28 protein-coding genes are annotated in these 21,986 nt (G+C 51.3%); 11 read left to right on the forward strand and 17 right to left on the reverse strand.

What is annotated here, in order from left to right:
- Nucleotides 1-123: 123 nt before the first annotated feature.
- The gene (locus tag ACESPU_RS11120) at nucleotides 124-2,475 is read left to right on the forward strand and encodes a glycoside hydrolase family 3 C-terminal domain-containing protein (protein WP_217773618.1); all 2,352 of its coding nucleotides are present in this window, start codon (nucleotides 124-126) and stop codon (nucleotides 2,473-2,475) included.
- A gap of 60 nt (nucleotides 2,476-2,535) precedes the next feature.
- Here the strand turns inward: ACESPU_RS11120 and ACESPU_RS11125 are convergent, their stop codons facing one another.
- Complete coding sequence (locus ACESPU_RS11125) at nucleotides 2,536-3,129, reverse strand: hypothetical protein (RefSeq protein ID WP_121735780.1); 594 nt, start codon at nucleotides 3,127-3,129, stop codon at nucleotides 2,536-2,538.
- Between the two features lie 344 nt (nucleotides 3,130-3,473).
- A complete protein-coding gene (locus ACESPU_RS11130) occupies nucleotides 3,474-4,817 on the reverse strand; it encodes a hypothetical protein (protein ID WP_122144966.1) in 1,344 nt (447 codons plus the stop codon).
- Nucleotides 4,818-5,441: 624 nt separating this feature from the next.
- Between ACESPU_RS11130 and ACESPU_RS11135 the strand changes: the two genes are divergently transcribed.
- Nucleotides 5,442-6,293 carry a DUF6261 family protein gene (locus ACESPU_RS11135; protein WP_373133365.1) on the forward strand — a complete coding sequence of 284 codons (852 nt, stop codon included), beginning with the start codon at nucleotides 5,442-5,444 and terminating at the stop codon, nucleotides 6,291-6,293.
- Nucleotides 6,294-6,505: 212 nt separating this feature from the next.
- On the opposite strand, the gene ACESPU_RS11140 is transcribed toward ACESPU_RS11135, so the two are convergent.
- Nucleotides 6,506-6,718 carry a hypothetical protein gene (locus tag ACESPU_RS11140; RefSeq protein ID WP_007567577.1) on the reverse strand — a complete coding sequence of 71 codons (213 nt, stop codon included), beginning with the start codon at nucleotides 6,716-6,718 and terminating at the stop codon, nucleotides 6,506-6,508.
- A 106-nt stretch (nucleotides 6,719-6,824) separates the two neighbouring features.
- On the opposite strand from ACESPU_RS11140, the gene ACESPU_RS11145 reads away from it, so the two are divergent.
- The 9 genes from ACESPU_RS11145 to ACESPU_RS11185 all read left to right on the forward strand — a co-directional run bounded on the left by ACESPU_RS11145 (nucleotide 6,825) and on the right by ACESPU_RS11185 (nucleotide 10,742).
- A complete protein-coding gene (locus ACESPU_RS11145) occupies nucleotides 6,825-7,235 on the forward strand; it encodes a hypothetical protein (RefSeq protein WP_004291538.1) in 411 nt (136 codons plus the stop codon).
- A 161-nt stretch (nucleotides 7,236-7,396) separates the two neighbouring features.
- Nucleotides 7,397-7,612: a hypothetical protein gene (locus ACESPU_RS11150; RefSeq protein WP_004291535.1), complete on the forward strand. Its 216-nt coding sequence runs from the start codon at nucleotides 7,397-7,399 to the stop codon at nucleotides 7,610-7,612.
- An 11-nt stretch (nucleotides 7,613-7,623) separates the two neighbouring features.
- On the forward strand, nucleotides 7,624-7,845 hold the full coding sequence (locus tag ACESPU_RS11155) for a hypothetical protein (protein ID WP_004291534.1): 222 nt from the start codon (nucleotides 7,624-7,626) through the stop codon (nucleotides 7,843-7,845).
- Between the two features lie 13 nt (nucleotides 7,846-7,858).
- The gene (locus ACESPU_RS11160) at nucleotides 7,859-8,275 is read left to right on the forward strand and encodes a PcfK-like family protein (protein ID WP_004291533.1); all 417 of its coding nucleotides are present in this window, start codon (nucleotides 7,859-7,861) and stop codon (nucleotides 8,273-8,275) included.
- A complete protein-coding gene (locus ACESPU_RS11165; protein WP_004291532.1) occupies nucleotides 8,272-9,603 on the forward strand; it encodes a PcfJ domain-containing protein in 1,332 nt (443 codons plus the stop codon). Before ACESPU_RS11160 ends, ACESPU_RS11165 begins: the two co-directional genes overlap by 4 nt.
- Before the next feature lie 24 nt (nucleotides 9,604-9,627).
- Nucleotides 9,628-9,885, forward strand: coding sequence for a hypothetical protein (locus ACESPU_RS11170; RefSeq protein ID WP_004291531.1), 258 nt, complete (start codon nucleotides 9,628-9,630; stop codon nucleotides 9,883-9,885).
- A 19-nt stretch (nucleotides 9,886-9,904) separates the two neighbouring features.
- On the forward strand, nucleotides 9,905-10,138 hold the full coding sequence (locus ACESPU_RS11175) for a DUF3873 domain-containing protein (protein WP_004304291.1): 234 nt from the start codon (nucleotides 9,905-9,907) through the stop codon (nucleotides 10,136-10,138).
- Nucleotides 10,078-10,380 (forward strand): hypothetical protein, encoded by a 303-nt coding sequence (locus tag ACESPU_RS11180; protein WP_005783104.1) that lies wholly within the window; start codon nucleotides 10,078-10,080, stop codon nucleotides 10,378-10,380. The genes ACESPU_RS11175 and ACESPU_RS11180 overlap by 61 nt, the downstream gene beginning before the upstream one ends.
- Before the next feature lie 53 nt (nucleotides 10,381-10,433).
- Nucleotides 10,434-10,742 carry a hypothetical protein gene (locus tag ACESPU_RS11185; RefSeq protein ID WP_004304290.1) on the forward strand — a complete coding sequence of 103 codons (309 nt, stop codon included), beginning with the start codon at nucleotides 10,434-10,436 and terminating at the stop codon, nucleotides 10,740-10,742.
- Between the two features lie 33 nt (nucleotides 10,743-10,775).
- Here the strand turns inward: ACESPU_RS11185 and ACESPU_RS11190 are convergent, their stop codons facing one another.
- The 14 genes from ACESPU_RS11190 to ACESPU_RS11255 form a co-directional block, all read right to left on the reverse strand.
- On the reverse strand, nucleotides 10,776-11,165 hold the full coding sequence (locus tag ACESPU_RS11190; protein WP_004291527.1) for a hypothetical protein: 390 nt from the start codon (nucleotides 11,163-11,165) through the stop codon (nucleotides 10,776-10,778).
- Between the two features lie 64 nt (nucleotides 11,166-11,229).
- Nucleotides 11,230-11,757 (reverse strand): glycoside hydrolase family protein, encoded by a 528-nt coding sequence (locus ACESPU_RS11195; RefSeq protein WP_004291526.1) that lies wholly within the window; start codon nucleotides 11,755-11,757, stop codon nucleotides 11,230-11,232.
- Nucleotides 11,754-12,257 (reverse strand): DUF3872 domain-containing protein, encoded by a 504-nt coding sequence (locus tag ACESPU_RS11200; protein ID WP_004291525.1) that lies wholly within the window; start codon nucleotides 12,255-12,257, stop codon nucleotides 11,754-11,756. Before ACESPU_RS11200 ends, ACESPU_RS11195 begins: the two co-directional genes overlap by 4 nt.
- A complete protein-coding gene (locus tag ACESPU_RS11205; protein ID WP_004291524.1) occupies nucleotides 12,254-13,156 on the reverse strand; it encodes a toprim domain-containing protein in 903 nt (300 codons plus the stop codon). The genes ACESPU_RS11200 and ACESPU_RS11205 overlap by 4 nt, the downstream gene beginning before the upstream one ends.
- A 7-nt stretch (nucleotides 13,157-13,163) precedes the next feature.
- Nucleotides 13,164-13,739, reverse strand: coding sequence for a conjugal transfer protein TraO (locus ACESPU_RS11210; RefSeq protein ID WP_004291523.1), 576 nt, complete (start codon nucleotides 13,737-13,739; stop codon nucleotides 13,164-13,166).
- Between the two features lie 2 nt (nucleotides 13,740-13,741).
- Complete coding sequence (gene traN, locus ACESPU_RS11215) at nucleotides 13,742-14,728, reverse strand: conjugative transposon protein TraN (protein ID WP_004291522.1); 987 nt, start codon at nucleotides 14,726-14,728, stop codon at nucleotides 13,742-13,744.
- 34 nt (nucleotides 14,729-14,762) lie between these two features.
- Complete coding sequence (gene traM, locus ACESPU_RS11220) at nucleotides 14,763-16,115, reverse strand: conjugative transposon protein TraM (protein ID WP_004291521.1); 1,353 nt, start codon at nucleotides 16,113-16,115, stop codon at nucleotides 14,763-14,765.
- Entirely contained in the window at nucleotides 16,096-16,404 is a 309-nt protein-coding gene (locus ACESPU_RS11225; RefSeq protein WP_004291520.1) for a TraL conjugative transposon family protein, read from the reverse strand. The genes traM and ACESPU_RS11225 overlap by 20 nt, the downstream gene beginning before the upstream one ends.
- 6 nt (nucleotides 16,405-16,410) lie before the next feature.
- Nucleotides 16,411-17,034, reverse strand: coding sequence for a conjugative transposon protein TraK (gene traK / locus ACESPU_RS11230; RefSeq protein ID WP_004291519.1), 624 nt, complete (start codon nucleotides 17,032-17,034; stop codon nucleotides 16,411-16,413).
- 31 nt (nucleotides 17,035-17,065) lie between these two features.
- Nucleotides 17,066-18,070, reverse strand: coding sequence for a conjugative transposon protein TraJ (traJ, locus tag ACESPU_RS11235; protein WP_004291518.1), 1,005 nt, complete (start codon nucleotides 18,068-18,070; stop codon nucleotides 17,066-17,068).
- Nucleotides 18,071-18,073: 3 nt separating this feature from the next.
- Nucleotides 18,074-18,703: a DUF4141 domain-containing protein gene (locus ACESPU_RS11240; protein WP_004304283.1), complete on the reverse strand. Its 630-nt coding sequence runs from the start codon at nucleotides 18,701-18,703 to the stop codon at nucleotides 18,074-18,076.
- A 23-nt stretch (nucleotides 18,704-18,726) separates the two neighbouring features.
- Nucleotides 18,727-19,107, reverse strand: a complete 381-nt coding sequence (locus tag ACESPU_RS11245; protein ID WP_004291516.1) for a DUF3876 domain-containing protein — start codon at nucleotides 19,105-19,107, stop codon at nucleotides 18,727-18,729.
- A 40-nt stretch (nucleotides 19,108-19,147) separates the two neighbouring features.
- Entirely contained in the window at nucleotides 19,148-21,652 is a 2,505-nt protein-coding gene (locus ACESPU_RS11250) for a TraG family conjugative transposon ATPase (protein WP_004291515.1), read from the reverse strand.
- Nucleotides 21,649-21,981: a DUF4133 domain-containing protein gene (locus ACESPU_RS11255; RefSeq protein ID WP_004291514.1), complete on the reverse strand. Its 333-nt coding sequence runs from the start codon at nucleotides 21,979-21,981 to the stop codon at nucleotides 21,649-21,651. Before ACESPU_RS11255 ends, ACESPU_RS11250 begins: the two co-directional genes overlap by 4 nt.
- Between the last annotated feature and the right edge of the window lie 5 nt (nucleotides 21,982-21,986).

Genomic DNA, 21,986 nt, shown 5'->3' on the forward strand with positions numbered 1-21,986 from the left:
CCCTACAATGTTTGATATTCATCAAAAAACGAAATCCTTACCTCCGATACCTTTCTTTTTCTTTGTCCGCCTCGATTCCTTCGCCTATTTTTGGGGCACTGAAAAACACAAAAACCATTCTATATGAACAAACTATTAATGGGCGCATGCCTTACGATGGCCATGCAAGTAGGGCACTCCCAAACCTTGCCGCAATTGGGTAAAGATCCTATCGAGAAAATCGTAGCCGCCATGACTGCCGAAGAGAAAGTATCCCTGTTAGTCGGAACCGGAATGCCCGGGTTCGGCGGCCAATCAGCCGTAGTCGGCAGCACGCAAAATATAGTGCCGGGAGCCGCCGGAACGACCTTCCCGATCGAACGTCTGGGAATCCCCGCTATCGTAGTGGCCGACGGTCCCGCCGGATTACGTATCTCCCCGACTCGCGAGGGGAACGAGGCGACCTATTATTGCACGGCATTCCCGGTCGCTACCTTGCTAGCCTCCACATGGAACACCGCATTGGTCAAAAACGTAGGCAACGCCATGGGCGACGAGGTGAAAGAATACGGTTGCGACGTACTCTTGGCCCCCGCGCTGAATATCCACCGAAGCCCTCTCTGCGGACGTAACTTCGAGTATTATTCCGAAGATCCCTACTTGACGGGCCGGATAGCGACAGCGATGGTAAACGGTATCCAAAGCAATGGCGTGGGAACCTCCATCAAGCATTTCGCCGTCAATAATCAAGAGACCAACCGGACAGGAACGGATGCCCGCCTCACCCCTCGTGCCTTGCGGGAGATTTACCTAAGAGGTTTCGAGATGGTCGTAAAAGAGGCAAGCCCGTGGACGGTCATGTCTTCCTACAATAAGATAAATGGTGAGTATGCCTCCGAAAGCCGTGATTTGCTAACGACCATCCTCCGTGACGAATGGGGTTTTAGCGGCCTTGTCATGACCGACTGGTTTGGCGGCAAGAACGCCCCCGCCCAGATCCACGCCGGAAACGATCTGCTGATGCCCGGCCGGCCGGACCAGAAAGAGGCCCTCCTAAAAGCGCTTGAGGACGGTTCTCTCTCTATCGACGACGTGGATACGGACGTAACCCGTGTATTACGACTGATTCTTCAAGCCCCCCGCTTTGCCCAATACGCCTATTCCGACAAACCGGACCTGAAAGCTCACGCCGAGGTAACCCGTGCGTCCGCTTCCGAAGGTATGGTTTTATTAAAGAATACGAATAATGCTTTGCCGCTGGCCCCGGGTATCAAGAAGATAGCGGCTTACGGTACCACCTCGTACGATTTTATCGCCGGAGGCACCGGCAGTGGCGACGTGAACGAGGCTTATACCGTATCCCTCGTGGAAGGTCTGGAGAACGCCGGTTATACCATGGACGCCGAAGTGAAAGCCTTATACGAGAAATACAGTACCGAGGAAAAGGCGAAACAGCCGAAAGAAACGAGTCCCGCCGCCGCTTTCTTCAACCACCCTCGTATCCCGGAGTTCGTTCCGGATGCCGCAGGGCTGGCCGCTAAGGCGAAAGAGGCGGATATCGCCTTCGTTACGATAGGCCGTAGCTCGGGAGAGTTCCAAGACCGGAAGATCGAGGGAGATTTCAACCTGACGGAGAATGAGCGAGCGTTGATCCAATCGGTTTCCGACGCTTTCCATAAGGAAGGGAAGAAGGTGGTCGTAATCTTGAATATCGGGGGCGTGATCGAGACCGCCAGCTGGAAATCGGAACCGGACGCCATCCTATTGGCTTGGCAAGCCGGGCAGGAAGGGGGTAACACGGTAGCCGATATCCTGTCCGGAAAGGTGAATCCTTCCGGTAAGCTCCCGATGACTTTCCCCGTGAGCATCGCCGACGTAGCCTCCACGAAGAATTTCCCGGACGCTTCGGGTATCGACCTGAAAGAAATGTTAGCCGGTTTCATGGGAGGAGGCCCGGAGCATACGGATCGTAAGAATATTGACTATACCAACTACGAGGAGGGTATCTACGTGGGCTACCGTTACTTCGATACATTCAGCGTGCCCGTCTCCTATCCGTTTGGCTACGGACAGTCGTATACAACTTTCAATTATTCGAGCTTGAAAGTGTTCATGGGCGATACGGACTACAGCATCAGTTGCACGATCACGAACAATGGCCCGGTAGCCGGGAAGGAAGTGGTCCAGCTATATATCTCCGCCCCCGGCAAGAGCATGGATAAACCGGCGAAAGAGTTGAGAGGTTTCGTCAAGACCCAACTCCTCCAGCCGGGGGAGAGCCGTGAGATCATCTTCAAGGTGAAAGATACGGATCTGGCCTCCTTCGACGAGAGCGCCAGTCATTGGGTCGTAGAGTCCGGTAAATATGAGGCGCAGATCGGTTCCTCCGCCGCCGACATCCGCCTAAGGGATTCCTTCAACGTGAAGGGGCGGGTAACGGAGAAGGTTCATGCGGTACTGTTGCCCGGCGAGAGGATCGATCTTCTGAAAAGATAAGCCCGGAGGTATCTACCTAGTTATCGGGAGGGCGGGGTATCAACCTCGCCCTCTACTTATTTAATCACCCGATTGTTCCGGCTTCCTGAAAGTAAGGTAGGTCTCCACACGCCCCTCCAGCTTCGCCTCCATGGTCCCTTGCTCCGACACGAAGAGATATTTGTCCTTTTTCTCCTCCTCGGTCCATGTATCGGGAGTGTAGGGAGCGATCTTCCGGTCGCCGGCAGTCCTCATGAAATAGATAGCGGGCAGAAGGCCGTTCAGTTGGATCTGGTTCGGGTCGATATAGCGTTCCTCGTATTGTCGCGAGAAACGCGAGCTCACCCTCTCCAGCCGGAAGCGGTCGAGATTATTCATAAACAGGTAATCCGTGCCTTCATCTCCCGGCAGGGAGGTGTAGATCATAGATGAGACTTTCACGGCACCGGCCGGTGTCGTGTACAAATAATAGAAATATACAGTCCATGTATTCTTGGAGCGGGTTTGAAGGGTATGTGTCTCCTGCAAGGAATGCAAGGCCCAAAATCCCGGGGGTGTGCATCTCACCCTTTGTACGAATTTATCCTTCGCGATTTCCACTCTTCCCCGGATCTCCAGAAAGTCCTTATAGGCCACTGCCTCTATTTCCTCGTTTGTCATTGATGGCGTAAACATGATTATTTTTAATTTTTAAGGTAAAGAGACATAAAGGTACGATTATAAATGGGGATTCCAAGGGTTTCAAGGAAATGTGGATGAAAGAAAGACAAAAAAGAGAGGCGAACTCGTACCCTTATCTTTTTTATTCCATATATTCGTGATGAAAATCCCCTAAGACCCATTTAAAAGAGAGATAGCGTGACTCCCGATTTTCTTTGGACGCTTATCATGAACCATATCCCGGTGCTGAAGGGTGCATGATAGGGATATTGGAAAAATAAAATATATGGAACTATAAAACCTTCTCCATTTCATACGATAAGATTCAATGGAGAAGGTTTTCGGACTATATAGGGCATTCAAGGAAAGACTTCGCCTGTTTCTATATCAACGGAAAACCTCACCTGTTTCTTATTGCCTTCATAATAAAGTATATCACATTTATATTCCCAAAGATTTCCGCTTTTATTTTCTATAGAAACCGTCAATTGTGCATTCCTTTGCATATTTTCCTTCAAAATCCGAATAGGAGAAATCCACTTAGACTCCGATCTGCTTAAATCAAAACGAGATAAATCCCAATCGCGGCTAAGAAAAATTGCTTCCTCATAGGAGATCGATTCATAATTTACCGAAGCCAATTTTTCATATAAGCGTGAACTATAAAATTCCTTTATATCCTTTCCTGTCGAAGAAACTACCAAACAAGAGTCCGTATACGTATTATAAAATAGAATTGACTCATCATACCACTTATAAAAACGAATATCTGAGTATGGATCAGAGTCCGTCTCCTCATATCTATTTATGCCATTTTGATCGTTCAATATCAACACATCTTTTTTTATCTCTTGATTTCTTGATAGAAAAGCTAAATTGGCTACATAGCCCCAACGCATAGTCAATATATCCTCCAAACGAACAAGGTCAACCTCATACGTCTTATATCCTCCATAGCCTTCATGGATCGTAAGGTTCAAGTCGATCGAAGTATCACCACTCCAAGAATCAGTTATCCCACTCTCCTCATCACATACATATATTTTCAGTTTTTTATCTTTCAATCCAGTAAAGAAATAAGAGTTTTTATCTTTTACGACCGTAGCCTGCGATGCCTTTACTCCCCCATTGAAGTACAAATAGCCATATTGCTTTCCTCCCGGATTATCATAGAATGTAAATAAAAGTTTATCTCCATAAGTTTCCCATCTAAAATCAAAAACACTAGCTTTATCAAAGTCATCTTTAAAATGATGGATCAATTCAATAGAACCATCTATTAAATAGAGCAAAAAACTTGTTATGCCTGATGTTTGAGATACTTCCCTCGTATTATAAACATGAACAAAGAAAATATATCCTGTATTCACCTTGACAATATGACAAATCTTAAGTCCTTTGGTTTCCTTTGGCAATTCAAAAGAAGAATTCCATTCCCCGATTAACCCCGTGAAATCATTGCCAAACAGCCCCATCCACAGCTTCTCGTTTTTAACATAAGCTAGCCATGTCCCCTCTTTACAGAAAGACTCCTTATCAAATCCCGCCGTATCCTTTAAGAAAGGGAGAATCTTCTCAAACTGGTAATCCCACGGAGTTCCTGCGGAAGGTAATAATGGCTCCTCATTTTCTACTATATCCTCTTGCTCTCCACAAGAAACACAAAACACAAAAAAGAAAAACACCCACAAATATTTCACCATTATAATAAAAAATTATCCCCTCCCGTGCCTCCTCCGGTCGTCGGTTAACAAATAAAAGAAGCGTGGAGACCATTGTCTATCACTGTACTGAGGCTCTGGACTGCCCTTACCCAATAATAAGACAATGATCCCACGCCTTATGCAGGTATATAATCTATCCATGAATGGGTAGGTATATAACAGATAAAGCGCAGGAGCCATTTTCCTATTATCTTGGGTAATGAAATTGTCCAGATTCCAGTACAAGATAATATCGAAACGCTTCTACGTTATTTTTCCAATACATCGCAAAGATCGTGTTTTTTTAAAACATTCGCAAAACAATCAGATTCTTAATGTCTCTTAGCCCTAAGAAATGCCCTCGAAGGGTGAAAAATGACTTCTTAGGGCTAAAAGATAGTTTTTCAACCGTGAAAAGTGATTTCCTAGGCCTAGGAAGGGACTTTCAAGGCCGCGAAACCATTTCTTAGGCCTAAAAAGCCTATTTTCACCCTTGAAAAGTCATTTTTTAGGCCTAAGATGATTATTCGCGCCATTCAATCCCCATTTTTTAGGCCTAAGAAGCCCTTATTCAGTAAATATCCCTAACTTAGAGAAGTTTTTAAACTCTAAATCAAATTTACCATGAGTACTTACACAAAAATCAAGACACTTCCGCTCTCTCTTTTCAACAACGCGGAGTACCTCTCCTTCATGAACCACGTCCTCGACCTAGCCAACGGAAACAGCGGTGGCGGCGATTCCGAGTCCCCCGACGAGATCTCCCTGCTGACCGGCAGCGACGGCATCCCCGAGCTGGGCCTCACCAAAGAATTCCTCGATACCTACGAGGCAGACCTCCTCGCCATGGCCGACGTGGTGGACGAGAGCCGCACCTCGCAGGAGACCGAGCAAATGGCCTTGCACGATACCAACCGCGACAACCTCGCCATCTATATCATCACCCGCATCTCACGGGCCGGTACCCTCCCGCTGGAGGCCGAGCGTGACGCAGGCAAGTACCTATACAAGATCATCAAACCCTATAACGGCATCGCCCGCCTCCCCATGGCACAGGAGACCGCCAAGATAAAGGGCCTCTTGCTGGATTTGCGCAAGGACGAGAACAAGCCGTACGTCACCACCCTCGGCCTCGACGCTTACCTGGCCGAGCTGGAGAAAGAGAATAACGCCTACGACCGCCTGTCGCAGCAACGCGTCCAAAACCGGACCACCTCCAAAAAGGAAAGCGGCACCAACCTGCGCAAGCGGATCGACGTGTATTATGACGATCTCACCCTGCTGGCCCAGTCCCATAGCGTAGCGAAGCCGTCCGAGAAGGCAACCGCCTTCATCGCCGCCCTCAACCAGCTGATCGCCGAGACCACCGCCGCCTACAACCAGCGCATGGCCTCCGCCAAGAAACCGGCGCCCGCTCCCGAGCCTACACCCGAGCCTACGCCCGGCGGAGACTCCGAGAGCCCGGACGAGATCTAACCGTCACGTCCCTCCCTCCCGACGCGGAAGTGGGAAATAAAAAGAGAAGGAAAACAATTCCCCTTCTCTTTTTATTCCGTATATTTGCGAAGGGAAGTTACGAAAAGAGTGTAATTTATTGGAAATGAGCGTAGGTTAATTGCTCTTGATAGTAATAGGTTACGATTTAGTTAGTTATCTACTGCATTATCCTTCTGCGCGTTGCGTAACCTTCAAAGAACTCTTCGTATGCAAAAGTAGCTATTTAATTCGAGATTTTGATATAAACTCCCGTTTTTTATCCCCTCATTCATAAGAATTTTCCGTAAAAGCGGTATTGTCCGTCGGCACACCATTGCCCAAAACGAGTTTGGAACAAACGTGTGCCGACTACCGCATAGCTGGAGAAAAGGGCATTGCCTCACGCCTAAACGATGTTTAGACAGATGAAGCAATGCCCCTTTCTTTTGCGCCTATGCCAAGAGGTGCTTTTACGGGTTTTCAAATGATTTTTCTTTTTTCGCTGTCTCTTTTGCCGGAAGCGGAAAGTGAATGCAGAGTGTGTCAGCCTGCCCCATGAATGAAACAGGCGCCCACACACAGCCGGACAAACCGGGAAGAATGATTGTTGCCACCCGGCTGAACAAGTTCCGTCGGATCGGAAACAATCATACTTCCTTTGTTGTGGTTTGCCCTTTTCACGCTTCCGGTGATGTCTTTTTCCTTTTGGTGATTCTTTTTTTTACGGATTTTCCCCTGAAGTTTTTTTCTACACAATCTGCCTCTGTTTTCGTTTACCTCCATTTTGCGCCTTTCAGTAAGCCGCATCAGTCAGTCATTTTCGTTCTGGGCGCAAAGGTAATTCCGGGATTGGACGGGAAAGCAAGGTCAAGCCTCCTGTTTTCGGTAAAAATCTCCAGCCCTGCGGGTAGTATTTTGACCGAAAAACCTTGCATTCCCTAATCCCTACCTTTTCAAGCACCCGAAACGAAAACGACCGATGCGACAGAAAGACGCATAAAAAAAATGTCGGATAAACGAGAGGCAGATAAGATAGTTTGAAACTCAACTCCCTCAGCTCTTGAATCCGCATTAAAAACAAAAAAATCAAAAACAGCGAAGATATGACGGCAACGGCAAATTTCAGACAAATGGCGCAACACATCGGGTTGGCGATATGCGGCTTGATGATGCGCACCGCCTTCGGGGTGTTCGGCATCCTTTGGGGCATCATCAGAGAGATTGTAAACGGAGTGTTCCGAGTGGCGATAGGTGTAATCGTGGCTATCCTTTCCACCATTGCCTTCTTTGGCTTCATCCTTTGGTTATTCACCCTTTAACCCTTACCGACATGGCAAAAAGAAACAGCAAGACGGCAGCGCAGCAGTGCAGATATTACGAGGTGGACAACATCTTCGTGTATATGGTGGAAACGTACATCAACGGCAATTTTGAAACTTTCCGAAGATTGTACCACGAACTGAACAAGGACGCACGGAGGGATTTCATGGACTTCCTTCTCAGCGAGGTAGAGCCGACCTATTGGAGAGAGATACTGAAACAGATAATCTAAAAATGACAGCGATATGAAAGGAACAGACCATTTCAAGAGAACGATATATATGTACTTGGAACAGCGTGCGGAGGAAGATGCGCTATTTGCAAAGAAGTACCGCAACCCTGCCAAGAACATGGACGAGTGCGTGACCCACATTCTGAACTATGTGCAGAAAAGCGGTTGCAACGGTTTCACGGACGGAGAGATATTCGGGCAAGCCATCCACTACTATGAGGAAAACGAGATAGAGGTGGGCAAACCGATGGACTGCCAAGTGGTTGTGAACCACGTTGTGAAACTCACGGCAGAGGAAAAGGCGGAGGCACGTCAGAACGCTGTCCGCAAATACCAAGAGGAGGAACTCCGCAAGTTGCAGAACCGCCACAGACCGTCAGCGAGAAAAGAAAACCAACCCCAACCCTCATTATTTGATTTAGGCTTATGAAACCGAAGACCAAGATACAGAAAGAGGTGGCAAGACTTTCCGCCAACCTTCGCCCCATATCAGCGACACAAATAGATTGGGCATACCGCCACTGCGTTGAGCATATCGGCTACCGCACCAAGAAAGGGAACATCACCTGTTCCGACTGCGGTCACGAGTGGCACAGCGACAGCGGACTATGCGACACCCTTGAAGGCTGCACCTGCCCCAAATGCCATGCCGAACTCAAAGTGCAGGACACACGCAGACGCATCTACAAGGAAACGCAGAATTTCAGCGTGATAACCACCTGCAAAGGGTATCAGGTAATCCGCGTGGCGCAGGTCAGATGCGAGAGCAGGAAAGGCGAACCGATGCGTTTCTACTGCCACGAGGTCGTGCAGCGTTGGATTTCACCCGACGGCAAGGTTACGGACATGGCGTTGCTCCGTGGCTTCCTTTTCTGCTATTGCGATGTGTGGGCATTAGGCAGCGATATGGAGGTAAGACCGCACAACAGCCTATACGATGATGTGGTGGCAAGAAGCTGTGCATATCCAAAGATGAGGATATTGCCCCAACTCAGACGTAACGGCTTCAAGGGCGATTTCCACGGCATCTCCCCCGTGCGTCTTTTCAAAGCCTTGCTTTCAGACCCAAGAATTGAAACCCTTATGAAAGGCGGTGAGATTGAGGTCATGAAACACTTTCTTTTCAATACCCGTACTGCCGATGAATGTTGGGCATCATATCTGATTGCCAAGCGTCACAAGTATCAGATAGACAACCTCTCAATGTGGTGCGACTATCTGCGTATGCTCAAAAAACTCGGTCAAGACCTCCGTAACCCGAAGAACATCTGTCCCGAAGATTTCATGGCGGCACACGACAACGCAACCCGAAAAATTGAAGCCATACACGAGAAGGAAAGAGCCGCAGAGCAACGCCGTTGGGAGATTGAAAGGCGTGAGCGTGAGCAACAGCGACAACTCCAACGAAAGAAAGATGCGGAGGATTTCATCGCCAACAAATCCAAATTCTTCGGCTTGGTAATCACGGACGAGGAAATAATCGTCAAGGTGCTTGAAAGCATAGACGAGTATTACAACGAGGGCAAGACGCAGGGCATCTGCGTGTTTGGCAGTGGATACTACAAGAAAGCCGACACCCTCATACTATCGGCAAGGATTGGCGATGAGATTATTGAAACCGTAGAGGTGGACTTGCGAACCCTCGAAGTGGTGCAGTGCCACGGCAAGCACAACCAGGACACCGAATATCACGAGCGCATCATAGACCTTGTGAACAAGAACGCCAACCTTATCCGTGAGCGGATGAAAGCGGCATAGCATAACCCCTAAAACAACATTGATATGGAAGTAAGAATTGAAAGTATGATTTGTGTGTGGGATGATGCAATCCCCACGATGTTCCTTGAATTTGTGAACCTCCTCACTCTCACAACGAGTGAGGGGGAATTGAGAAAGAGCGTAAAGGAGTTTGCCGAGAAGCACGAACTTGACAAGTTTTTCCTTTACGGCTTCGGCTCACACCATTTCTACCTGCACCAACGCTACACAAGCAACCCCGAAATGGTGATGAAGAACAGAGTTCTGTCAGTACATTTTTAACCATCTAAAAAGCAACATTATGACAACACGAATGACCATCAACGGAGTAAGCACCTGCGCGGAAGCAGGTACGGAGAAATACGAGCGTTTCCAATCGGGTATCGGAAGACGCAGGCGGACACTTGTGCAGTACGACTACCGCCACCCCATAGACAGAGAATTGTTCTCTTGTGTCAAACCCACGTTGGACGAGTGCCGAGCCGCACGGGACAAGTGGCTGAACGCAAAGAAGGGAAAGGAGGACAGACTATGAACACGACCTATCAAACGCTGATAGTCAAGTTCAGCGAACCTATCACGGCATTGGACGGTATCTTTGACGATACCGGAGCGTGGGGAACGGACACCCTCAAGGGGTGGATAGATGATTACGAAAGCACACGTTTCACCGCCACCGACAGCCATACGGCAGTCATCACGAGCGAGTACAATATGGAATGTGTGAAAGAGTGGCTACAACGGCAGACCCCCATTTCCGAAATGCGAGAATTTTGAACGGGATGGCGGTGTCCGCACCGCCAATACTTAAAACCCTAAAAACAAAAGATATGATAGCCAAGACGATATTACAGCAGATAGGCGGAAAACGCTTCACCGCCATGACAGGTAGCCGTGATTTCATAGATATGGGCAACGGCTTACGGATGAGCCTTGCAAGGAACAAAACAAGTGCCAACCGCCTTGACATCATCTATGACGAAGGGGCAGACCTCTACAATATGCGCTTCTACCGCAGGACGTTCAGCAAAAAGACCTTTGAGTGCAAGACAAAGGACATTGCCGTACACGAGGGTATCTATTTTGATATGCTGGAGGAAATGTTCACGATGGTGACGGGACTTTACACACGCTTTTGAGTGGCGGGGCGGCGAGAGCCGCCCTACTTTCTTTCAGTGAGCATGATGGCGGACAAAGAAAGTAGCAAAGAAACCTTTGTCCAATCTGCGATAACTAAAAAATCCGCAAGTAAAACTTGCGGAGGCTATATATTGGGTCGTTATTTTTTGGTGGAGGGGAATGATAATCTCGAACCGTTGAACTACACATTTCTGCTTCGTCTCCATTTCCCCCAACGATTTGATACGTTCAATCATTTTTGTTGTTCCTTTCTGAATTTTCCTAAATACTTTCTTCATAATTTCGCTATACTTTTTATGGTTAATAACTATGTTTTGTATTGCTCTCACAACACTTACAACTTGAAGTGTTATTTGGAAACCGATAGGCAAAAATGGCTCAACGATGTCAATTAACGAGAAAATCCTACGATAATCTATCAAGTGATAGAGCAAAAGACGTGCCAAGTTAAATATGGCACGTCTTTTGCCAGTTTTGTCAGTCCTTTTATGGGATATACAACAGCGCAAACTCCGCCTTTCTCCGTTTGAGCAGCATGGCGTGGCGTTTTCCTTTGTAGTTGCAGAAGGCTATATACTCACGGTAGATGTTCCTGTCACCAGCTTCCAGCTTCTTGATTAAGGTGCTTTTGGGGATTGTTTTGCTGCCTAACAGCTTCGCCGGTCCCACATTGTAAGCTAACGTGCCAAGCAAAATCGAATCAACCCCGAATTTACGGAACATGGCGACAAATTTGCGCAGGTCTTTCCGCAAAAGTTCATCCGCATCCCGTTTTGTCATGGTTCGTGCCGAATACTTCTCGTTTGGCAAAAGTTTGTGACCCCAACCGACGTATGGGTAGTGTTTTTCTGAGTGCCAGCCTTCAAAGTAGCGGCAGCATAAAAAAGCACGTTCCATAAGCGGCAGTCGGTAGATTGCCGCCTGCCCGTCCGTTCCCTCTTGGCGGCTGATCTGCGCGGACACAGAACAGACCGTCAGAAGTGAACAGAGCATTGTCATGAATACACGCATCATTTCAACAAGGGGCTGAAGTTGCCGATGGGAACGATGGTAAGATCGTCGTCCTTTACATTCCTGTTGTTGAAGTCAAATTCCAGTTCGTAGGAGTTGCTAAAGTTATCCTCCACCACCACGATGAAATTATGCGCCTCATCACCCGCCGCCGTGTAGTACAGGCGGAATTTTTCGTTCTCCAGCAGGTAGCGGTCGTTAGGCAGGAAGGTGATGCCGTTATCCATTTTGAGCGAGCCTTCCCCCTCGAACTGGAAATAGCGGATGGTATAGAGCGTACCCGAAAAGTCGCCCTCCTTTTTCAGTTCACAGCGGATTTCCACTGTCTGCCCCTTTACTACCTTGTTCGGCACGGGCATGACCTCCACCGTGAAGGGATAGGACTGCTGGATGTCCATGTCATCGTCACATGACACGAGGGTGAATGACATGGCGGCTATCAGGCATAACGCCACTGCCTTGAATATTGATGTTCTCTTGTTTCTGTTGTTCAGTATGTTCATTGTTCTTCGATTTTTAGATGGTTGTTTTTCTGTTTTTTCGTTGTCAGTTGCAGGTACTCGTTCAAGTCCTTGCAACCGTCATAGAGGGAGGAACGGTCGGTGACACGTTCCCCGTATCGCATGGTAAGTGCGGCAAGCGTCCGCCGTCCGGCTTCGTCACGGTCGAGGAAGCAGCCGATGCGCCCGTATCCGTCCAGCAATCCCGCCGCCTTCTCCACGTTGGCGACTGAGTTCAGCACAAGACAGTCAGCGTTACCGGTTACACCAAGCGTCACGGCAGAGAGAAAGTCCATGAAGCCCTCGAACACGAGGCACTCGTCAGCCGGGATGTCATTCGCCTTTACCAGTGATACAGACTTCGGAGGTATGCAACCCTTGAAATATCGGCTTCTGACTTCATAGCCACCTGCCATGTTCGGAAAGCCAACGGCAAAATACCGTTTCCCACGCACACCGTAGTTCAAGCGGCAGCAGTGACGGGATGCGATGGCGTAAGGGATGCCCCGTTCCTCTAAATACTCCGTCAGCAGTGAGCGGAGCAGCGGAGCGACCTCCACATCCTCAAAAACGGATTCGGTCGGCTTCGAGAGATAGACGGGCTTTTCCCATCCGGCAACCGTCATATTGGCGGCTTCCGCTATGAACTTCGCTTGCTTCATGAAGTCATCGCTTTGCAGAAACTCCCCGGCAAGCGTGAAGATGTCGCCGCCCTTGCCCAAACCGAAGTCGTACCAGAGCTGTTTCGCCACGTTCACACGGAAAGAGGATGTGCGCTCGCCCCTGTACGGGGCAAGATACCACAGCTCGTTACCGCTCCTTCTGACAGGCTCATGCCCCAGCCGTGCGAGAAAATCCGCAAGCGGCATCCTTCTGACAGCATCTATTTCCGTCCTTTCCATGCCCGTGTCAGTTGATGATGAACTTGATACCGACCCCGAACTGCGTGTGGAACTTCCGTGTGTCGCCACCCCAAAGGCAACGCTCCCGCAGGTTGGCAAGCAGGGCGATACGGTCTGCCACGTAACACTCCACATCGAGCGTCAGCGCACCGCCGTAGATGAAGGCGTCCCGGTCGTGCAGCGTGGAGCCGTCATGCAGCACCTTCTTCCCCCAATTTACCGCCTCATATCCGGCGAGAGCCGAAGCCCCGGCATAGACGAAAACAATCTTTCGGGCGTCCGACAGTATCTTGAAGTAATAGCCGCCCTCCGCCGTGAACTGCGCCACGGGTATCTTGGTGTCCTTGTAGGGATTGTTCTTCAACAGGTATTCGCCACCGAACACCCACTTGTTCCCCTTCTTCGTGTAGGTGGAGAGAGCCGCCCCGAAGCTGTACCCGCCGTCCTTGCCGCCGAGATTGAAGCCGTCCGCCATGTCCGCCCTCACCTCGATGCCCTGCATCTTCGGCAGACACCGCTGGGCGTGCGCCTGCCCTGTAAAAAGGGCAAGCGACGCGATGATTATTGCGATGTACTTTCTCATGGTCAGCGTACTTGAAGTTCGTTGATGGTACCCGCGCGTACCAAATCCTCGTTCTCAATCACGAAGGACTGGTGACGGCCGCCGTTCTTCTCGTTCAATTCCACCACGAGGCACTTGTCATCGGGGATGGTGAACTTCGCCATCGTGAAGACCGTGCGCTCGCTCTTTTTGCCCGGCACGAGGGTGGCGTAGTTCTGCGCGCGGAGCGGCAGAATAATCTGCTCCTGCACGGCAGTACGCTTCGCAACCTTCTTGTCCACGATTTTCCAAGTGATGTAGTCCACATCGAAAGGCACGTTGCTCTGGTTCTTTATCTCCGTGTGGAAATAAAGCAAGCCGTTGTGCGTGTAGATGCCTTTCAACAGGTATTGGATGCCGAAACGCTTGCAGCCGATATGCTTCACCTCGCGCTTGTTCTGTTTGTGGATGGACTTCATGATAAGGCGCACCAGCATCGGGCTTTCGCTGCCCAGCTCTTTCAGATAGATTTCCTGCGCGTTGTTCGGGCGGTTCACCGTGCTGCCGTCATGGATGAAGTCGCACATCTCCACGTTGAGCAACAGCGGTTCGGCGGCGTACTTCACGTTGAAGGTGTAGAAACTGCCGTCCTCCGTGATGACGGACATATTCGTTTCGTTGGGAAAATTCCTTACGGTAGCCTTCACACGGATGATGTTCTCCGCTCCGTCGGCTTTCCCGGCAATCAGGTCGGGCGAGCCTAAATCGACATAGCGCACCTCCGCCGGAAAAATGACGTGGACGGTCTTGTCGTAGGTCACTTCCAGACCGTGCGGCGGTATCATGCGGTCGAAGGTCAGCTTGCGTGACAGCCCGTGATATAGGTCGCCGTCCGCCTCCTTCTGCGGATAGACCTCCTTCGTCAAGGTCGGTTGTTCACTTCCGTTGGTCGTTTCAACGGTTACATTCTCCTGCGCGTTGGCAGTTATGATGCCCATAGCGAGGGCAAACATGATGATTACTTTTCTCATTACTTTTGGATTTTAGTGGTAATTTTTATTGTTTTCAATATTTTTCTTGGTAAAGCATGACCCTGTACCCGGCTTTCAGATGCACCTTGACGGTTCGCATCTTTTTGGCGATGTACTGGCTCGTGCCTTGTATCAGCCCCTTGCCCAAGTCGGAGGCGAGCTGCGCCCCGGCATTGGTGGAGATGTTGATGCTGCTTCCCAGCGAGCCGCCCATGTTGGCGGCGACCTCCCGGACGGCGTTCATCTCCATCGAGTTCGGGATGAAGATGCCGGGCTGTCCGTCCGTGTCATAGACCGCAAGCTCCACGGGGATAATCGTGCCGTCGTATTCCAGCGAGGTAATCTCGATGTCGAGCCGCTCACCCTGTATCTTGCCCGTGCCGACCACCACCGCACCCCGGGGTATTGTCCTGCCTGCCACCGCCATAGGCTCCAGCAGGCGCAGCCTTACCGTCTGCCCGTCCGTCACGCTCTGCGCCCCATGCACGCACGCCGGTATGGTGTTCCTGTCCAATACCTCCGCCGTGCCGACAGCCGTGTTGAAACCCCGGTTGCGTTCCTGCGATAAGGCGGCGACAAACTCCGCGTTACTCATAGGCTGTGAGAGTGAAGAAACTACTTGATGCTCCACCTGTCTGATAGGCATTGCCTTGTTCTTCTTCCCTTTCTGCACGGTAGTTGGCTCTGCCCTCTGTTCCGCCGATGGCTGTCCTCCGTTCTGACCGCCCATGTACTTTGCCGCCAGCTCGTAGGACTTCTCCATAAGAGCCACCTGCTCGTCCATAGAGGAAGCCTTGCCCCTCTCGCTTTCCAGTTCCGACTCCAGCGATGCGATGCGCTCCAACAATTCGTCCATCTCCGCATTGTCGTTTTTCGGCTGGTCGTAGAAGTTTCCGAGCGTGGCGTTCAGGTCACGGTAGGCGGCTGCGGAGGACTGGATGGTCTGCGGCGTGGCTGGCTTTGCCCTTTCTTCCTTGCCGCCCGGATTGGCGAGGTCGAAGTCCACTCCGTTCTCCGTTCCCGCTATCTCGCGGTCGAACATGTCGCCCAGCTGCCCGATGGCACGGTTGCGGCTCTCCTGACGCTCTTCCATCTCCCCATGCTCGTAGGCTTTCAGCTTGTCGCCGATAATCTGCCGGTTCGCCTTGTCAGCGTCGGGCATCTCGGTGTTGTATCCGTCCGTTCCCGGCGGTTGCTCCTTGCCGGAGGACGGGGCGAATATCAGCCACATCGCCCCGATGAACACCAACACCATAGCGGGCAGCACGATCATCTTCTGCCGTTTCAGCCGTTGCGCCTCTGTCAGCGGTTCGCGCTCCTTTTTCGGTTTCCCCGTTTCGGGAGCAGCTTTGTTCTCTTTCGTCGGTTCATTCTTTGTCTGTTCCATATAAATAAGGTGTTAAGTGATTGCCTGTTTCCGCCGGGGTCGGCAGTTCCACCCGTCCGGCGTGTCCCGTTTCCATATGTGAGCCGTCGTTCCTGCCGATGTCATAGACGGCTCTGCCGAAGGTGTAAAGGGCAAGCACCGCGAAGGCGGCGAACATCCCCAGCACGATGCGGCGGCGTGTTTCCGGCGGCAAGCCGTCCAGATACCCTTTGAGACTTGCCGCCAAGCGTTTCCGTTTGTCGTGGAGTTTCCAATACATGCCCCACATTGATTTTCTGATACTTTTCATGTCCTGTTACCGTTTGATAGTCTGTAAATCCTTGTTCTCAATGATGGTGAAACCCTCGATGGTAAAACCGTTCGGGTTGTCATCCGACCGCGATGCGTTCAGCAGGCGGCAGGTGGTCACGAGGCTGCGCTCGGTGACGTTGCTCTGCCGGATGATTTTCTGTGTGGCGTAGGTCACGGCACGGTAGGGATAGGCGTTGAAGTCGCACACCACGCTGTCCACCTTCAGCACTTGGTTGATGTTCCCGGCGATGATGCGGTTGTAGTACCCCTTCTCCGCGAAGTCCGAATAATAGTGGTACACGCTCTTGTCCGCCAGCAGCAAGGCACGTTTCACGTTGTGTTCAATCGCGCTTTTTTCAGGTGATAGCGTGAAGAACATCTCGTGGAAACGGCGCACATGTTCCCGTGCCTCCGCCGGGCGGTTCTGCGACAAATCCTGAGACAAGGCGAGCATCAGGCTCTTGCCGTTGTCCAGCACATAGATTTTCTCCCGTTGCTTCTCTGCGAAACGGTAGGAGTTCCACACGCTCCACACCGTCACCACGGCGCACAGCGAGAGGAAGACGATACCGAACAGGCGTATCTGCCTGAACGACGATTCGATGTTTCTAAGTGATTTGAATTCCATTTATATTTTCCAATTTATGATTGCACATTGATTATTTCAGCAATTTGCCGACACGTCCGACTGCGTTTCCTGCGGCTGCACCCGCCACGCTGCCCGCCATGCTTCCGGCTCGTCCCGCCATCTGGTTCACGTTGCGACCGTAACCGCCCATGCCTCCGGCTTGGATAATCCAGCCCGCAACGGTGGGAATGGTAAAGTAGCCGATGATGCCGATGCAGAGGAATACGATATACACCCCGTCGCTCGAATCCAGCGAGAAGTTCGGGTCTGCCTGCATCCGCTCGATGTCGTTTTGCAGCATCAGAACCTGTATCTTCGCCAGTATGGTGCTGAACATGTCCGATACCGGTAGCCACAGATAGACCTGTATATAGCGGCATATCCACTGCGTGAGCGTGTTTTGGAAACCGTCCCATACCGACAGGGCGAAGGCTATCGGACCGAGAATCGCCAGCACCACGAGAAAGAAGGTGCGGACGGTGTCTATCACGAGGGCGGCGGCTTGGAACAGCAGTTCGAGTATCTCGCGGAAGAAGTCGCGGATGCTCTTCTTCATGTTGTACATTCCCCGGTCGATATACATTCCCGCCATCGTCACCATGTCGGAGGGCGACCAGCCGAGTTCCTCCAGTTGCTTGTCAAATTCCTCGTTGGACACGAGGTAGGCGGTTTCGGGGTTGCGTACCATCGCCTCGTATTCCAGTTTGTCCTTCTGCTCCCGGTATCGGTTCATGTCCAGCGTTTCCGCCTCCAGCATCTTTGCCGTGCCCTGTACGACGGGTGAGAGGATGCTGTTTATCGTGCCCAGCACCACAGTCGGGAAGAACATGATGCACAGACCGATGGCAAAAGGACGGAGCATCGGGAATACGTCTATCGGTTCAGCTCTCGCCAGCGACTGCCATACCCGGTAGGCGACGTAGAACAGCGCACCCAGCCCGGCGATGCCTTTCGCCACACCAGCCATGTCCCCACACAGCGGCATCATCTGCTCATAAAGTGAACGTAAAATCTGATGAAGGTTGTCGAACTTCATAGGCTACCAGTATCTTTCGTTCATGTTCCCGTACAGCCCCATGATGCGGTCGAGGTCGTTCTTCTTTTTCGCACGCAGGTAACTCACGGAGATGTTCTTGTTCGTGTAGTAGCTCACGAGGTTGCGGTAACGCTTCATCTTCGAGTGGCAGCGTTCCACCACGTCCATGCGCTCCTTGTCGGTCATGGAGAGCGTGGTGATGTTCACCACGTTCCTGAGTTCCGTCAACACTTCGTTGCTTTCCTCCAGCAGTTTCGTGTAGCCGAAAGCGATTGCGGAAAGCTCTTCGGGTCTGAAATTCCCGTCACGGAGCATCCGTTGGAAACTGTTCACATAGATGTCTGTGATGTCGCCCACCATCAGGATGGTCTGCTGCACCTTGCGGGCGTCCTTGACCAGATTGTTCACCGATTTGAGGGCATCGTAATACTTCTTGCCCTGCTGATAGATTTTCACCGTCTCCTGAAAGTTGCTCACCATGTTCGTGGCGGTCTTGGAGGTATGGATGATGTTTTTGGAGGCATTGATGATGCCCTGCGCTAGATTGCCCGGATCGCTTACGACCCACTGTGCGCTTGCCCTGCCCGCGAAAAGCAGGCACAGGCAGATAATCATTGTTATTCTTGTTCTCATGTTACTTTGGATTTTAGTGGTTGTTATTCTTCGGTCGGATGTCCCGGCTGCGGCTTCACCCGCACATAGTCCCCGTTTGGCGAGAAAGTCAGCACATCCGTGGCCTCGTTGTAGGACACGTCGATGCGGAAGCCGGTGTTCATGAACAGGTTGCCGTTCTCCTCCTGCAAGAGATAGGTTTCCGGCTTGAGCTTGCGGCGCAGACCGCTACGACGGAACACCGTCACTTTGTAGGCTTCGCCCTCCTTGTAGATAAGCACGTCAGGTTTTCCCTCCACGCTCTCCCAGTTCCCGCACAGCATGTCGCGGCGGTTGTCGGCCACGTCGCAGGATTGCAGCATCATGACCGCCAATCCGATAAGGCACTTGCTGACTTGCAGCATTTTCACTTTTGGTAAATTCATACGCGTTTTTCTTTTTTGGTTGATACATTCTGTTTTTTAGTTATTCCTTGTTTCTCCGCCTTTCGGCAAGCTGCCGGATGGCGGCTTCGATGTCGTCGCCCAGCTTCTCCGCCAGACGGTAAACCTCCACTTTTTCCGTTTCCTCGGTGGTGTACGCCAGATACTCTTCCGCGCTGACCTCCGTGGCATAGACCGCCGACTGCGTGCCGCCCAAGCCTATCCACACCTCCTTGTAGAGCCGTGAAGGGTTGTTCGCCATGTTGATGGAGAGTATCTGCGACTTCTCCTTTTCCGTCAGTCCGAGCAACGCCTGTATCTGGTCGAACTTGTTCATATATTTCCTTTGGTCAAGCAGGATTTTACAATCCGAGTTGTTGATAATGCTCTCTTTGACCACCGGAGAACTGATAATGTCGTCCACCTCCTGCGTCACCACGATTGCCTCGCCGTAATATTTTCTGACCGTCTTATACATATAGCGCAGATATTCAGCCATGTTCGCCGATGAGAGGGCCTTCCAAGCCTCTTCCACGATAAGCTGTTTCCGCACGCCTTTCAGCCGCCGCATCTTGTTGATGAAGGCTTCCATGATGATGATGGTCACGACGGGGAACAGTTCGCGGTTTTCTTTAATCGAATCTATCTCGAAGACGATGAACCGCTTGCCGAGCAGGTCGATGTTCTCCGTGGAGTTGAGCAGGAAATCGTAACGCCCGCCCCGGTAATACTGCCGCATGGTGGTGAGCATGTTGTCGATGTTGAAGTCGGACTTCTCCACCTTGATGTCACGCTGTGCCAGTTCCTTGCGGTAGTCGTCACGCATATACTCGTAGAAGGTGTTGAACGACGGCACGATGCTACGGTCGGATTGGATGCGCTCAATATAGGCACTCACGGCACTGCCCAGCTCGCCGCTCTCCGTCTTTGTCACCTTGTCGTCCTCCGACTTCCAGAGCGTCAGCAACAGGGTCTTGATGCTGTCCTTCTTCTCCACGTCGAAGATGTAATCGTCGGTGTAGAACGGGTTGAAGCTGATGGGCTTATCTTCCGTGTAGGTGAAATACACACCGTCCGCTCCGCCTGTCTTGCGTCGGATCATGCCGCACAAGCCCTGATAGGAGTTTCCCGTGTCCACCAATACCACATGTGCGCCTTGCTCATAATATTGGCGCACGAGGTGGTTCATGAAGAAAGACTTGCCGCTGCCCGAAGGACCCAGCACGAACTTGTTGCGGTTGGTCGTGATACCTCGCTTCATGGGCAGGTCGGAGATGTCAAGGTGCAGCGGTTTTCCCGTGAGCCTGTCCACCATCTTGATGCCGAAGGGCGAGAGCGAGCTGCGGTAGTTGGTTTCCTCTGTGAACAGGCACACCGCCTGTTCGATGAAGGTGTGGAAACTCTCTTCCGCCGGGAAGTCCGCCGCATTGCCGGGTATCGCCGCCCAGTAGAGTGTCGGGCAGTCGATGGTGTTGTGGCGCGGCACGCATTCCATGCTTGCCAACTGGCTGCCCACGTCGTTCTTGATATGCTTCAGTTCCTCCGCATCGTCGCTCCACGCCATGACGTTGAAGTGTGCCCGTACCGAGGTCAGTCCGTAGGAATGGGCTTCGTTCAGGTATTGGTCTATCCACTCGCGGTTGATGCTGTTGCTCCTTGAATAGCGAGATAGCGACTGCATGTTACGGGCGGACTTCTCGAACTTCTGCAAGGTTTCCTCACTGTTGTCTATCAGCACATACTGGTTGTAGATATGGTTGCAGGAGAGCAGAAGCCCCACCGGGGAGGCGAATGACAGTCGGCAGTCACTCCGGTCGGTGGAGAGCTTCTCGTAACGGGTGTCGGTAGCCACCTTGCCCGGCAGGTCTTCCGCGTCGGAGAGGGTGTGCAGACACAGGCGGTTGTCGCCGATGCGCATCTCCCTTGCCGAAAGCTCGATGTCCTGCAAGGTGGTGTCACCTTCCGGCATGAGCGAGAAGTAGCGTTCAATAAGTCCCGTCTTTCCCTCAGTACCCACAATCTCATCGGTGGAGAGGCGGCGCAGCCTGACAAGCCCGCTGTCGTTCATGATGCGCTCGAACTGTTCGCAGGCTTCCAAGAACTTGGTCGTGGTTTCCCTGTCCAGCTCCTTCGGGATGATATGTCCCCGGCACAGCGTGCTGAAATTGCTCTGCATCCGGTTACGCTCCTTTGTTGTCTTGGTCAGGTAGAGGTAGCAGGTGTGTTTCAGGTACGGACGCTCGTTGAAGTGACGCTCGAAAGAGCGGCTTAAAAAGCTCATGTCGTCCTTCTGAAGCTCCGGTTTGTAGCGTTCCTTGATGAACCAGTCCTGTTTGTGGACGACGGAGTAGTCCGGCAGCACCTTGATAGCCTTGCACCAGCAACTGTGTATCGCCTCGTACTCCGCACCCGTCACGGTGTAAAGTTCCGGTAGTTCCACCTCGAAAGCCACCGTGATGTCGGCGTCCTTTGAGATGATGCAGCCATGCTCCACCGCTAAAAGTGGGAACCTGTTTTCCAGTGTTGTCATTTTCGATGTATTCCTCATTGTCTTTCTTCCTTTCGTTGTCGTTTGAACAGACGGGTTATCCGCCGCCGGTTGATAAGGTATCGGGGATGGCTCCGTGCCGCTCCTAATTTCATCAGCCCGTGTTCACCGTACCGGGCGTTCAGCGCGAAGGTCTGCCATACAAGGAGGGAGGACGATGCCGCGCCGAAGCCGATACATATCCACTGGTCGATACCGACCATGTAGAGGATGACGAACAGGACGAAGAGAGCCAGCAGACCTCCGCAGAAGATGAAGAGGTACTGTGCCTTCAAGCCCTTGAACTCTACCGGACGGCCGATACCCTTGTTGATTGGGTATTCAGCCATACATT

Source organism: Parabacteroides sp. 20_3 (genome assembly GCF_964238835.1).
Classification (GTDB): domain Bacteria; phylum Bacteroidota; class Bacteroidia; order Bacteroidales; family Tannerellaceae; genus Parabacteroides; species Parabacteroides distasonis.